This window comes from Amycolatopsis vancoresmycina, from assembly GCF_000716785.1.
GTDB classification, from domain to species: domain Bacteria; phylum Actinomycetota; class Actinomycetes; order Mycobacteriales; family Pseudonocardiaceae; genus Amycolatopsis; species Amycolatopsis vancoresmycina.
In genome coordinates, this window is the sequence record NZ_JNYY01000003.1 from 56,602 (window position 1) to 70,421 (window position 13,820).

Consider the following 13,820-nt stretch of genomic DNA (forward strand, 5'->3'; position numbering starts at 1 on the left):
CGGAACGGGAAAGATCGTGGCCGATTCGGAATATCCCGGGGATCCGGGGGAAGCAAGCGTTACACAACGGCCGGGCGTCCGCGCCGCGCTCACTCGAATGCCCGAGCGCGGCCGCGGCGCCTTCGACTGTGAGTGGAGAAGCGGCGGCGCGCGGGCTTCGTCTTGCCTGCTGTTTCCTTTCGGTTAATGCTGGTCAGCGGCCTGCGGGGAACGGTGTGACGTTGACCTGCAGAATGTCCCGATTACCCGACAAACCGGACATCTGAGGTTCGGGTGAACCCCCGTCGTGGCTCGTTGCGGCACGTAGGGGCAGGTGGTAGCTTCTGATCGTTATCTCCTCGCGGCGAACCGGGCGATCAGGGCAGTAATCGTCCAAGCGGGAACCGCGGGGATCTGGGGTCTGGGGAAAGGTTGTCCGATGCACGTTTACCGCGGTCCTTCGTAAGGGACGCTCAATAACACTTCGACGCCGGCTCGCACGAGCCGGCGGGACTTTGTCATCACCGGGCACTCGTTGGGGAGCGGTCTGCCGGGCTGATCGACCGTGAAGCATTGCGTGCGGCGGCATTTGTTCGCTGCGCACGCGGCTGTGCTGGTGATTCACGGGAAAAACCGCGTTGGGCCCGTCTGGGGTGGCCGCAACGCAGGGCGTGGATCAGCTGAATCCAACACGCAACGAATTCCTGGGGGAAGTTCCCGCCATGCTCATCGAACGTGATTTCGAAACGGCGACATTGAGTCAGATGCTCGCCGACACCCACTCCGGGGCCGGTGGTGTCGGCCTCGTCCTCGGTCCGGTCGCCAGCGGCAAGACCGCCTTGCTGGAGGCGTTCGGCCGGCAGGCCGCCGGAACCGGCGCGATCGTCCTGTCCGCCTCGGGTGCCCGGTCGGAAACGGCCGTCGGCCTGGGCGTCGTGTCGCAGCTGGTCCACACGCCGGGTGTCCGGGCGGACATCGCGGAGCAGGTTTCGGCGTACGTGGAGGACGCCGAGGCCGACGCGACGCTGCTGGACAGCCGGTTCCTGCACCGCCTCTCCAGCGCGGTGATCGGCTGGTCGGCCGAGAGCCCGCTGGTCATCTGCGTCGACGACGCCCACCACGCCGATCCCGCGTCGCTGCAGTTCCTGCAGCACATGGCCCGGCGCATCCGGCCCGCCCGGGTGCTCGTGCTGCTCGCCGAGCGGGCCGACCCGGGCGAGCGGCGCCCGGTGCGCCACGTCGACCTGATGCGCCGGCCGCACTGCCGCCAGCTGCGGCTGGCACCGTTGTCCCGCAACGGTGTCGGCGTGCTGCTGGCCGGCAAGCTCGACGAAGGCAAAGCCCGCGCGCTCGCCGCGGAGTGCTTCGCGGTCAGCGGCGGCAACCCGCTGTTGGCGACCGCACTGGTGCACGACACGCGGGCGGCCGGCACCGGCGAGGTCGTCGCCGGGGCCGCCTACCGGCAGGCCGTGCTCAGCTGCCTGCACTCCTGCGAGCCGCGGGCGCTCGAACTCGCGCGGGCGCTCGCCGTCCTCGGCGACGACGAGCAGTCGCAGATCTCCCTGGCCGGCGGCATGGTTTCGTTCGCGCCGGCCACCACCGAACCGGTGCGCCGGGCGCTGGAATCGGCCGGCGTCCTCGCCGGGCACCGGTTCCGGCACCCCGAGGCCCGCGTCGCGGTGCTCGAGGAGCTCGACCCCGGCGTCCGGTCCGCGTTGCACGGCCAGGCCGCCCGCCTGCTGTTCGACCAGGGTGCCCGGCCGACCGCCATCGCCGCGCACGTGGTGGCGGGCACCGTGGACGAGCCGTGGACCGAGCACCTGCTGTCGGAGGCGTCGGAGGCGGCGCTGCTCGAAGACGACGTCGAGCTGGCCCGCGCCTGCATCGCGCTGGCCAGCCGCTGCTGCACCGACGACCGCGACCGGGCGATCGCCAAGGCGTCGCTGGCCGACATCGAATGGCGGACCACACCGGCGAAGGCGATGCGCCGGCTGCCGGAACTGGTGCACGCGACGCGCGCCGGTCACCTGCCCGGCATCCGGGTCGTCGGCATCTTCGAGTTCCTGCTCTGGTTCGGCCGGGTCGACGAGGCGGTGGAGATCGCGAACGCGTTCGGCGACCTGGTCGACTGCCGGGACCGCCGCACCCGCGGCGAGCTGCTGACGCTGTCGTCGTGGCTGGCCAGCTCGGTGCCGGGGATGCGGCACCTGGTGGAGCCGATGCTCGCCTCGATCACCGACGGCACGCCGTCGCCGCAGCTCGGGCTCGCGGTGAACTCGCAGCTCAAGGCGATCGACGCGCTGACCAGCGCGGTCCGCGAGGGGCCGTCCGAGGCCGCCGTGCTCGACGCGGAGCAGGTGCTGGAAGGCACCCGGATGACCGACATCACCCTGCGGCACCTGGTGTTCGCGGCGACGGTGCTGATCTACGCCGAGCGGCTCGACAAGGCGGCCACCTGGTCCGACCACCTGATGGCGCAGGCCGCCGGCCGCCCGGCCCCGACCTGGCAGGCGTCGCTGGCGGAGCTGCGCGCCGAAGTCGCGCTGCGGCAGGGCGACCTGCCGCTCGCGGCCCGCAACGCGAAGCTCGCGCTGACGAAGATGACCCCGGAGGCGTGGGGCATCGGCGTCGGCGCGCCGCTGGCCACCCTGCTGGCCGCGCTCACCGAGATGGGCCGGTTCGACGAGGCGGCGGAGCTGCTCAACCAGCCGGTGCCCGACGCACTCGGCGAAACCCGGTTCGGCCTGCACTACCTGCACGCGCGCGGGCACTACTACCTCGCGACGGGCCGGCTGCCGACGGCGCTGAACGACTTCCTCGCCTGCGGGGAGCAGATGGCCCGCTGGGACCTGGACCAGCCGTCGCTGGTGCCGTGGCGCTCCAGCGCCGCGGAGGTGTACCTGAAGCTGGGTGACCGCGAGAAGGCCCGGGCACTGGCCGAGGAGCAGGCGGCGAAGCTCGGCCCGGACTGCGGCGACCGCACCCGGGGCATCACGCTGCGGACGCTGGCGCTCGTGGCCGACCCGGCGCGGCGGCCGAAGCTGATGCAGGAGGCGGTGGACGTGCTCGAGAAGTCCGGCGCCAAGCTGGAGCTGGCCCGGACGCTCGCCGAGCTGAGCCGGGCGAGCGCGGACGCCGCGACGGTCCGCACGGCCGGCCGGGACGCCCGGGTGCTGGCCAAGGAATGCGGCGCCGAGCTGCTGCGGAAGACGTTCCTCGACGGCGGCGACGAAGACGTGGTCGTCTCCCTCCGCGGCGCGGTCGCCCCGGCCGACGTCAAGCTGCTGACCGACGCCGAGCAGCGCGTCGGCTGGCTCGCCGCGCGGGGGCACACCAACCGGGAGATCGCCAGCCAGCTGTACATCACCGTCAGCACGGTGGAACAGCACCTGACGCGCGTCTACCGCAAGCTGAGCGTCAGCCGGCGGCGGGACCTGGCGTCCGAACCGCAGCTGCGGGTGCCGGAGCAGCAGGAGCGCGGCCCGGGCGGGCCCCGGCCGCCGGTGGCGGTCAACCACCGGGCACCGGCGCCGCCGGTGCGCCGTCCACTGAGGCCGGTGCCGCCGGTGCGCTGACGATCGGAAGCCGGGACCCCGCGGGGTCCCGGCTTCCGGCGTTTCTCGGACCCCTATAGGTGCGCCCCTAGGTTTCGCCGCCGGGCCATTGACTTGGCACCGGATTCATTGACAAAGAAACGGCGTCAGGCGAGCGTGAACGTCGTTGCCGGGCACCGGATCCGGCGCGATTTTCGCGGCGGCGAGGTTCACCGGAGCTGCTCGCACGGCGGCCGGACGACGCCACGGCGGGAGCTTTACTCGTTACGTGGCAAAGGGAAGGCGACTTCATGGCGAAGCGTGCGTTGATCACCGGCATCACCGGGCAGGACGGGTCGTACCTGGCCGAGCACCTGCTGGCCGAGGGCTACCAGGTGTGGGGCCTGGTCCGCGGCCAGGCGAACCCGCGCAAGTCGCGGATCAGCAGGCTGGTCTCCGATCTCCACTTCGTGGAAGGGGACCTGATGGACCAGGTCAGCCTCGTGTCCGCGGTGGACTTCGTGCAGCCGGACGAGGTGTACAACCTCGCGGCCATCTCGTTCGTGCCGATGTCGTGGCAGCAGCCCGAACTCACCACCGAGGTGAACGGCATGGGCGTGCTGCGGGTGCTCGAAGCGGTCCGGATGGTGTGCGGCCTGGACAAGTCCCGGCCGACCGGCGGCGGGATCCGGTTCTACCAGGCGTCGTCGTCGGAGATGTACGGCAAGGTGGCGGAGACCCCGCAGAACGAGCAGACCATCTTCCACCCGCGCAGCCCCTACGGGGTCGCGAAGACCTACGGGCACTTCATCACCAAGAACTACCGCGAATCCTTCGGCATGTTCGGGGTGTCCGGGATCCTGTTCAACCACGAGTCGCCGCGCCGCGGCGCCGAGTTCGTCACCCGCAAGATCACCATGGCGGTGGCGGAGATCAAGCTGGGCATGCGCGACAAGCTCTACCTCGGCAACCTCGACGCGGTGCGCGACTGGGGTTTCGCGGGGGACTACGTCCGCGCGATGCACCTGATGCTGCAGCAGGAGACGGCGACGGACTACGTGGTCGGCACCGGGCAGATGCACTCGGTCCGCGACGCCGTCCAGATCGCCTTCGACGCGGTGGACCTGAACTGGCGCGACTACGTCGTCATCGACCCGGCCCTGGTGCGGCCCGCGGAGGTCGAAACCCTCTGCGCCGACCCGGAAAAGGCCCGCGCCGAGCTCGGCTGGAAGCAGTCGGTCGACTTCGAGGAGCTCATGCGGATGATGGTCGAGGCCGACCTGCGGAAGGCGTCGAACGAGCACAAGTACAGCGAGCTGATGCTCGCCGGGAGCTGGTGACGGCCGTGGCGCCCATCCTCTTCGCGTCGATCGCCGACGCCGGCATGATCAACCCGCTGCTCGTCATCGCCGGGGAACTCGCCCGCCGTGGCGTGCCCGACCTGTACTTCGCCTCCACTGAGGACCGCCGCGCCGACATCGAGGCGATCTCCGCGGACAACCCGGTCCGGTTCGTCTCGTTCGGGGAGCGGCTCGAACGTCCGCCCGGCGAGTGGGACCCGGACCTCTACGCCGCGGCGACGCAGCCCGCGAAGCCGGGCAGCCTGACCGCGCGGCCGCAGAACGTCGTCGCCTACCTCAGCGGCGTCACCGACGCGAGCATCATGGTGACGATGTACGAGCGCGCGCTGGCCGTCGTCGACGAGGTGAAGCCGGCGCTGATGGTCATCGACTCCTCCAGCGTCTACCCGACGGACGCGGCGATCGCCCGGGAGATCCCGTACGTCTACAGTGTACCGATCTCGGTGAGCGAAATCTTCGCCGAGCGCCTGCCGCTGAGCTACCCGAGCCCGAACACGGGCTTGCCGCGTTCGCTGTCGGGACGGCAGAAGCTGGCGAACCTGTGGTTCCGGCTGCGGCTGCTGCACGGCATGCTGACGAAGGTGCCGGCGGTGCAGTTCACCAAGGCCCGCAAGGAAGCCGGGATCCTCAACGCCACGGCGGGCCAGTCCGGCTACGCCGACCGCGCCCAGGCGATCCTGGGCTATTCGGTGTTCGGCATGGAGTACCCGTTCGACGCGGCGCCGTCGCACCTGCGGATGGTCGGCCCGGTCGTGCCGCCGCTGCCGGAGGCGGTGACGCCGGACCCGGCGCTGTCGGCCTGGCTGGACGAGCACGAGTCCGTGGTTTACCTGGCGTTCGGCACGCACATGCGCCTGACGGCCCCGCAGGTGGCGGCGATCGCCGAGGCGGCGCGCCGGATCGGGCCCGAGCACCACCTGCTGTGGAAGCTGCCGAAGGCGCAGCGCGCGTTGCTGCCGGCGAACCTGCCGCCGAACGTCCGGCTGGAGAACTGGGTCCCGTCGCAGTTCGACGTCCTGGCCCACCCGCACGTGCGGGCGTACTACCACCACGGCGGCGGCAACAGTGCGTACGAAGGGATCTACTTCGGCAAGCCGGGCTTGGTCCAGCCGTTCTGGATGGACTGCCACGACCACGCGGCGCGGGTGCTGGACAGCGGCTGCGGGCTGGTGCTGTCACACGAGGAGACGGTGTCGGCGGACGCGATCGTGGCGAAGCTGCGCCGCGTGCTGGAGGAGAAGGAGTTCACCGCACGCGCGGAGGAGTGGGCGGACCGGTTCCGCTCGGCGGGCGGCGCTTCGGCGGCGGCCGACACCGTCCTGGCCGCGCTCTGAAAGGAAACGGCATGTCCGTCAAGTATCCGGTGTCCCAGCCGTACCTGAACGGCGACGAGCTGGCGAACGTCACCGACGCGGTCACGAGCGGCTGGATCTCTTCGCAGGGACCGTACGTGGCGCGGTTCGAGGAGGCTTTCGCGGCGTACAACGGAGTTTCCCACGGGGTGGCGTGTTCCTCCGGCACGACCGCGCTGACCTTGGCGCTGCGCGCACTGGGGATCGGCCCGGGTGACGAGGTGATCGTCCCGGAGTTCACGATGATCGCCTCGGCCTGGGCGGTGACGTACACGGGCGCGACCCCGGTGTTCGTCGACTGCGGCGACGACCTGAACATCGACGTGTCGCTCATCGAGGCGAAGATCACCCCGCGCACGAAGGCGATCATGCCGGTGCACATCTACGGCCGCCAGTGTGACATGGACGCGATCATGGAGCTGGCGTACGAGTACAACCTGCGCGTGGTGGAGGATTCCGCGGAGGCGCACGGCGTGCGCCCGGTGGGGGACATCGCGTGTTTCTCGCTGTTCGCCAACAAGATCATCGCTTCGGGCGAGGGCGGGATCTGCCTGACGGCCGACCCGCGCCTGGCGGAGCAGATGAAGCACCTGCGGGGGATGGCGTTCAACCGCGACCACACGTTCCTGCACAAGAAGCTCGGCTACAACTTCCGGATGACGAATCTGCAGGCCGCGGTGGCGACGGCGCAGGTGTCCCAATTGGACTCGATCCTTGCTCTGCGGTCTTCCATTGAGGCCCGGTACGACGCCGGGTTGCGGGACATCCCCGGGGTGACGCTGATGCCGCGGCGCGATGTGCTGTGGATGTACGACCTGCTGTGCGACCGGCGCGACGAGCTGCGGGCGTTCCTGGCGGCCGAAGGCATCGAGACGCGGGTGTTCTTCAAGCCGATGAGCCGGCAGCCGATGTACCTGGATCCCGTGTGGACTTCGCTGCGGGCCAACCGGTTCGCCGAAACGGGGTTGTACCTGCCCACCTACACGTCGCTGGGCGAGGACGACCAGGAGTACATCGTGTCGCGGGTGCGGAAGTTCTACAGCTGACCACCCGCGTTCGAGCGCGCCCCCGGCCGTGACCCCGGCCGTGACCCCGGCCGGGGGCGCCCTCGTTTCAGCCCTGCCGGACCTTGCTGCTCAAGTAGGTCAGCACCGCCAGCACCCGCCGGTTGTCGTCCTCGTGCTGGGCCAGATCCAGCTTCGTGAAGATGCTCGCCGTGTGCTTGCCCACCGCGGCCTCGCTGATCGTCAGCCGCTGGGCGATCGCCGCGTTCGACCGGCCTTCCGCCATCAGCTCCAGCACCTGGCGCTCGCGGGGCGTCAACGCGTCCAGCGGGTCTCGGCGTGACCTGCTGGCCAGGAGCTTCGTGATGACCTCCGGGTCCATCGCGGTACCTCCCGCCGCCACCATGCGGAGTGCGTCGACGAACTGGTCCGCGTTCAGCACCCGGTCCTTCAGCAGGTAGCCGATCGCGCCCGCGCCGTCCGCCAGCAGCTCACGCGCGTACGTCTGCTCCACGTGCTGGGACAGCACCAGCACCGGCAGCCCCGGCCGCCGGCGGCGGGCCTCCAAAGCCGCCTTGATCCCCTCGTCGCTGAAGCTCGGGGGGAGGCGGACGTCCACCACCGCGATGTCCGGTGCGTGGTCGTCGATGGCCTTCAGCAGCTCCGTGGCGTTGCCCACCGCGCTCACCACCGTGAACCCGTGTGCCTCGAGGAGCCGCGTCATGCCGTCTCGAAGCAGGTAGAGATCCTCCGCGAGGACAACGCGCACGAACCGCTCCTGGGGTTCCGGGCCGGGCGGGGCCGGGCTGGGGTGTCCCAACCGTACCGTCCCCGCCGGACCGCGTCAGTCCAGCGCGCGCTTCAGGAACCCCGCGATGCCGAACGCGCCGAAGATCGCCGTGGCCGCCGTCATCACCAGCAGGGAGATCCACAGCGGGATCGACGGTACCTGGTCCGGCATCACCAGCCGCCGCAACGCCTCCGACACGTACGTCAGGGGGTTGGCCGCGCAAATCACCTGGAACCAGCGCAAACCGGACAGGCTCAGCCAGGGGAACTGGCCCGAACCCGTGAAGATCAGGGGGACCAGGAGGATCGTGAACACCAGGTTGATGTGGCGGGGCGGCACGATGGTGCCCAGCACCATGCCCACCGCCGCGCCCGCCAGCGAACCCAGCGCCACGACGCCCGCCACGCCCGGCAGGGCCGCCGGGCTCCAGCGGACGCCGTCGAGGATCAGCAGGCCGATCGGGATCATCACCAGGCCGGCGATGATGCCGCGGATCGCGCCGAACAGCATCTTCTCCACCGCCACCAGGCGGATCGACAGCGGGGCCAGCAGGCGGTCCTCGATCTCCCGCGTCACCGAGAAGTCCAGCACCAGCGGCAGGGCCGTGTTCTGCAGCGCCCCGGTGAACGCGTTCATCGCCACCATGCCGGGCAGCAGGATCTGCGCGTACCCCGCGCCCGCGTAGCCGATCTGGGACAGCACCTTGCCGAAGATGAACAACAGGAACAGCGGCTGGATCAGCATCTGGGCCAGGAACGGCAGCAACTCGCGGCCGGTGACGAAGAAGTCGCGGCCGAGCACCGCGAAGAACGCGCGGGCCTGGCCGGGCTGCGGCTGGGCGACAGTGGCGGCGGTCATCGGAGGTCCCGTCCGGTGATGGAGATGAACACGTCTTCGAGGGTGGGCTTGCCGAACGAGATGCCGGTGACCTCGCACCGCTCGCGGCCCAGCACGGCCAGCACACCCGGCAGCAGCGACGCCGGCTCGGCCTCCGTGTAGAGGCGGAACTGGACGGCCTTCTCGTCCGCGGCGGCCCGGCCGGCCGCGGCGAGCCGCTCGACCCGCTCCACCGACGGCACCTGCTTCAGCTCCATGCCGACGGCGTCCGCCTCGGCCGCCGAATCCGCCAGGCCCACGCCGACGGTGAGCGTCGTGTTGCCGGGCAGGGACCGCGTCAGCGCGTCCGTGGTGTCCAGCGCCAGCAGCTTCCCGTGGTCGACGATGCCGACCCGGTCGCACAGCTTGGCCGCCTCCTCCATGTCGTGCGTGGTGACCACGACCGTGACGCCCTCCGCCGTCAGCTCGGCGACGCGCTCGTGCACGAACAGCCGCGACTGCGGGTCGAGGCCGGTCGCCGGCTCGTCGAGGAACATCACCCGCGGCCGGTGCATCAGCGCGCGGGCGATCATCACGCGCTGGGCCTGGCCGCCGGACATCTCGTCGACCCGGGCCTTCGCGCGCGGGCCGAGACCCATCCACTCGATCAGCTCGTCGGCCCGGCGGTGCCGCTGCGCGCGCCCCATGCCGTGGTAGGCGGCGTGGAACAGCAGGTTCTGCCGCACGGTCAGCGACTGGTCGAGGTTGTTGCGCTGCGGGACGACGGCCAGCGCCTGCCGGGCCGCCGTTGCGTGCTTGACGACGTCGATGCCGGCCACCTCGGCGTGGCCGGACGTCGGCAGCGCGCGGGTGGTCAGCATGCTGACCGTCGTCGTCTTGCCCGCGCCGTTGGGGCCCAGCAGGCCGAACACCTCGCCGGTGGCGATGGTGAAACCGAGGCCGTCGACCGCAGGCCGTTCTGCTTTCGGGTACCTCTTCACGAGGTCCCGTACCACCACAGCGTCCTGCACGCTGGTCCTCCAGGGAATCAAAGGGGCAGAAAGAGGTGAGGAAGGGCCGCGGTGCTGGGGGACAACCTCGGCCCTTCCCCACAGGCGGCTGGTTCTGCCGAACCAGCGGGTCAGGAAGAGTGCTTGAGGTGCCGCTCGAGCTCGTCGGCCGCGCGGGGGGCGCCGCCGGCGGCGCGGACCCGCGCGCCCATCGCCGCGACCGCGGCGCGGATCCGCCCGTCGGCCGCCGTCGACCGCACGGCGTCCCGCAGCAGCTCGGGCGTCGGTTCCTGGCCGGCGAGGTTCGTGCCGAGGCCGAGTTCGGCGACCCGGTTGGCGACGGCGGCCTGCTCGACGCTCTGCGGCAGGGTCACCATCGGCGTGTCGAAGTACAGCGCCTCCATCGTCCCGCCCATCCCCGAGTGGGTGATGAAGGCCGACGCGTGGTCCAGCACCGCGAGCTGCGGCACCTGGGCGTGCGCCTCGATGTTCGGCGGCAGCTCACCGAGCGAAGCCGGGTCGAGCGCGCCGATCGAGAGCACGACGTGCCAGTCTTCGCCGGTGAACGCCGTCACGACGGCGCGGAAGAACTCCGGCCGGTCGTTGAACGCCGTGCCGAGCGAAACCAGCAGCACCGGACGGCCGTCGGACGGCGGCTGCCAGCTGCCCTGGTACGCCCGGTCGCCCAGGCACGGGCCGACGAACGCGTAGCGGTCGTCGAAAGTCTCGCCCCGGTACTGGAATTCCTTGGCGACGAAGGCGAGCGCGAACTCCTCGCGCCCGATGGCGAAGTCGGCCGGCGAGATCGCCGGGACGCCGTGCGCCGCGGTCAGCTCGGCGATCTTCTCGCGGAAAGCGACCCGGGCCGGGTGCTCCTCGCTGAAACCGTTTTCCTCGCCGAGGAACTTCGCCAGCGACCAGTGGTCGTTGTACGCGAAGGACGGGAACAGCTCGACCGCGGGCACGCCCCACTTCGCCGCGAGCACCCGCCCGGTCGCGTACACCGTGCGGTCGTAGAGGATCAGGTCCGGTACGTCGCCGGCGAACGCGGCCTCGAACACCGGGATGGTCGCGGTGCTTTCCATGACCAGCACCAGCGGCAGCCACGCGGCGAAGTCGGCGGGCGGGTCCTCGGTGCGCGGCTTCGGCGTCAGGGAGGACTCGTAGCGCAGGACCTGCGCCCCGGTCGCCGCCACGAGGTCCGCGAACTGGTCCGTCGTGGCGTAGGTGACGCGGTGCCCGCGGCGGACCAGCTCGGCGGCCACGTCCAGCGTCGGCATGACGTGGCCGTACGCGGGGATGTTCAGCAGCGCGATGTGTGCCATGGGAAAGCTCCTCGGATTGCGGTGGGCGGCCGGAAGCCCTCAGGCACGCAGGTCGTGCTTGCGGGTGTAGTAGGCCATGAAGCCGATGAGCCCGCCGAGGACCACGATCCACTGCACGGTCGTCACCAGGTTGATGTCGTCGAGCGGCAGGGTGTAGGCGAGCACCACGCGGACGACCGCGTCCACGATCATGCCGATGCCGAACACGACGGTCAGCAGGCGCAGGCCGTGGCGCATCTGCGGCTCGGTGTCCCAGCGGCGCTCCCAGACCTCCGCGCCGGCGCCGCCGCGCTTGGTGCGCGCGATGCTGACCCCGGCGTGCAGGAAGAACGGCTTCTCGAAGAACAGCGTGATCAGCATCCAGACGCCGAACATGGCGGTGAGCCAGCCGTCCTTGGCGAAGAAGAACCGCGCGTCGCCCGAAATCAGCGAGACCGCGGTGCCGATGACCATCATCGTCACCATGAACAGGCCCAGCCCGTCGATCTTGCGGTAGCGGGCGAAGACGTACACGGTCCGGACCACCGGGACGATGCCACCGATGATCGCGGCGGTCAACAGCGGGACGCCGTTCTGGCGCAGGATGTAGTAGACGGCGAGCGGGACGATCAGGTCGAAGGCCGCGGAAGCGAACAGCGCCAGCCGCGGGTTGCGCGGTTCCCCGTGCGACGGCGCGGCGGCCTTGGTGCGTTGGATGCCGGTTTCGTTCATTGCTTGCTCCTGGTGGTTCGCGAGGTGGTTCTCATTCGCCAACGCCATTCGCTTGCGTCGTGGCGCTGCTCCGGGGACAACGGTAGTGTCGCGGTACCGGTCGGCGTGAGCCTGTTAGGCCGAACATAGGGGTATGGCTACCTATACCCCTATGAGTGGGCTTGGCCGATTGTGCGGCCCCCGTGGCGTCCCCAGACTGGAGTGACCTCGAGTGCGAGCGGGCCGGTCCGGCCCCCTGGAGACGATGGGGGACAGATGAGCCGACCGGGAACACTCTCCCGCGGAGAGTATGATCTGGCGATGTCGACGATTCCCCGGCGCAGCGCCTCGGCCGTCCGGCGGGGGCTCGCCGGAATGGCGCGGCTGGTCGTTCTGGTGCTGTTCGCCGCGGCGCAGGTCTGCGTTCTCACGGTGCCCGCGCGGATCTGGCTGCCGGAATACGTCGCCGCCGCGGGACTGACCGTACTGGTCGCCATTCCGGCGTGCCGGCTGTTGCCCGCCCTTTCCCGCAAATGCGCGCCGTCGCTCTACGGCCGTCCGATCGAGTCGCCCTATCTTCCGTTGCCGGCCCTGGAGCGCACGGAGAACGGCTGGTACTGGAACGGCTACGACTTCCACAAGTCCCGCTGGGTTTCGCTGGCCCAGCGGCGCGGCCGCTGGTTCTTCACCGACCCGGCGACCTGGCGGGACCTGTGCTGGCTCGTCGTCAACCCGCTGACCGGCGGCCTGCTGGCGGCCGTCCCGGTCGCGCTCGCCGGGTTCGGGGCGTTCCTGCTGGTCGCGCCGCTGACCGCGGCGCACCTCGCGGCCGGGGCGTGGTACTTCCCGCTGCCGGTGACCACCCCCGCCGGCATCGCCGCGACGGTCGTCGCCGGGCTGGCCCTGCTCGTGCTGGGGCTGGTGGCCGCGCCGGGCGCGGTGGGCCTGCACGAGACCTGGACGCGGTGGCTGCTCGCGCCCGACGAACGGGCGCTGCTGGCGCGGCGGGTCGAGCGGCTGTTCGCCACGCGGGCGGCGGCGATCGACGCGCAGGCCGCGGAGCTGCGGCGGATCGAGCGTGACCTGCACGACGGCGCTCAGGCGCGGCTGATCGCGATCGGCATTTCGCTCGGCACCGCGGAGCTGCTGCTCGACACCGACCCCGACGAGGTCCGGCGGCAGCTGGCCGGCGCGCGGGAGCTGTCCGCCGCCGCGCTGCGGGAGCTGCGGGGGCTGGTGCACGGCATCCAGCCGCCGATGCTCGCCGACCGCGGGCTCGGTGCCGCGCTCGAGGACCTCGCGATGGACGCTCCGGTGCCCACCGACGTCGAGGTCGGGCTGGTCGGCCGTCCGGACGCGGCCCTGGAGTCGGCCGTCTACTTCTCGGTCGCCGAGCTGCTGGCGAACGCGGCCAAGCACGCGGCGGCCAAGCGCGTGCGGGTGAGCGTCACGCACCCGCCGGGGGCGCTGCAGGTGGTCGTCGCCGACGACGGCAAGGGTGGCGCCGACTTCAGCCGCGGCACCGGGCTGGCGGGCGTCCAGCGGCGGGTCGCCGCGTTCGACGGCGTCGTGGAATGTGCCAGCCCGCCCGGCGGGCCGACCGAAATCACGATCGTCATTCCGTACGCCGAATAACCGGGGGATCAGCATGCGTCACGCAATTGTGGTGTGCCTGTTCGCGGTGGTCGCCGCGTTTTCGGTGACCGGGTGCGACCATTTGGTCGACCTGGGCTGCGCGGACCGGGCCTGCCATTTCAACCTCGTCAGCGGCGGAAAGGTCGACCTCGGCGGGCAGGAACTGGCGGTGCAGAAAGTGGACAACAATTCCGTGACTTTCCTGTCGAACGGTCTCAGCGTTTCCCTCTTCCAGGGCGTCGATCTCGACTTCCTCGGGTACCACCTGCACCTCGGGGAGATCCGCGGTGGCGAGGCGAGCCTGGACGTCACCCGGAAGTAGCCC

The 13,820-nt window shown here is 70.7% G+C and carries 11 protein-coding genes; 6 read left to right on the forward strand and 5 right to left on the reverse strand.

Going from position 1 to position 13,820, the window contains the following annotated elements; all coding sequences use genetic code 11:
• Positions 1 to 701: 701 nt before the first annotated feature.
• The 4 genes from OO60_RS08245 to OO60_RS08260 all read left to right on the forward strand — a co-directional run bounded on the left by OO60_RS08245 (position 702) and on the right by OO60_RS08260 (position 7,271).
• Positions 702 to 3,554: a helix-turn-helix transcriptional regulator gene (locus tag OO60_RS08245; RefSeq protein ID WP_003069870.1), complete on the forward strand. Its 2,853-nt coding sequence runs from the start codon at positions 702 to 704 to the stop codon at positions 3,552 to 3,554.
• 269 nt (positions 3,555 to 3,823) lie between these two features.
• A complete protein-coding gene (locus OO60_RS08250) occupies positions 3,824 to 4,852 on the forward strand; it encodes a GDP-mannose 4,6-dehydratase (RefSeq protein ID WP_003069872.1) in 1,029 nt (342 codons plus the stop codon).
• Between the two features lie 5 nt (positions 4,853 to 4,857).
• The gene (locus OO60_RS08255) at positions 4,858 to 6,207 is read left to right on the forward strand and encodes a glycosyltransferase (protein ID WP_155848862.1); all 1,350 of its coding nucleotides are present in this window, start codon (positions 4,858 to 4,860) and stop codon (positions 6,205 to 6,207) included.
• Positions 6,208 to 6,218: 11 nt separating this feature from the next.
• Positions 6,219 to 7,271, forward strand: a complete 1,053-nt coding sequence (locus tag OO60_RS08260) for a DegT/DnrJ/EryC1/StrS family aminotransferase (protein WP_003069877.1) — start codon at positions 6,219 to 6,221, stop codon at positions 7,269 to 7,271.
• 67 nt (positions 7,272 to 7,338) lie between these two features.
• On the opposite strand, the gene OO60_RS08265 is transcribed toward OO60_RS08260, so the two are convergent.
• From OO60_RS08265 to OO60_RS08285, 5 genes are all read right to left on the reverse strand, one after another.
• Positions 7,339 to 7,998 carry a response regulator gene (locus OO60_RS08265; RefSeq protein ID WP_033261134.1) on the reverse strand — a complete coding sequence of 220 codons (660 nt, stop codon included), beginning with the start codon at positions 7,996 to 7,998 and terminating at the stop codon, positions 7,339 to 7,341.
• 75 nt (positions 7,999 to 8,073) lie between these two features.
• Positions 8,074 to 8,877, reverse strand: coding sequence for an ABC transporter permease (locus OO60_RS08270; protein ID WP_003069882.1), 804 nt, complete (start codon positions 8,875 to 8,877; stop codon positions 8,074 to 8,076).
• Entirely contained in the window at positions 8,874 to 9,866 is a 993-nt protein-coding gene (locus tag OO60_RS08275) for an ABC transporter ATP-binding protein (protein WP_003069885.1), read from the reverse strand. The genes OO60_RS08270 and OO60_RS08275 overlap by 4 nt, the downstream gene beginning before the upstream one ends.
• 110 nt (positions 9,867 to 9,976) lie before the next feature.
• Positions 9,977 to 11,170 (reverse strand): macrolide family glycosyltransferase, encoded by a 1,194-nt coding sequence (locus OO60_RS08280; RefSeq protein ID WP_003069888.1) that lies wholly within the window; start codon positions 11,168 to 11,170, stop codon positions 9,977 to 9,979.
• A gap of 39 nt (positions 11,171 to 11,209) precedes the next feature.
• Entirely contained in the window at positions 11,210 to 11,881 is a 672-nt protein-coding gene (locus OO60_RS08285) for a VC0807 family protein (protein ID WP_003069890.1), read from the reverse strand.
• A gap of 300 nt (positions 11,882 to 12,181) precedes the next feature.
• On the opposite strand from OO60_RS08285, the gene OO60_RS08290 reads away from it, so the two are divergent.
• Both OO60_RS08290 and OO60_RS08295 read left to right on the forward strand, forming a co-directional pair.
• Positions 12,182 to 13,495: a sensor histidine kinase gene (locus OO60_RS08290; RefSeq protein ID WP_003069892.1), complete on the forward strand. Its 1,314-nt coding sequence runs from the start codon at positions 12,182 to 12,184 to the stop codon at positions 13,493 to 13,495.
• Positions 13,496 to 13,508: 13 nt separating this feature from the next.
• Positions 13,509 to 13,817, forward strand: coding sequence for a hypothetical protein (locus OO60_RS08295; RefSeq protein ID WP_155848863.1), 309 nt, complete (start codon positions 13,509 to 13,511; stop codon positions 13,815 to 13,817).
• The last annotated feature ends 3 nt before the right edge of the window (positions 13,818 to 13,820 follow it).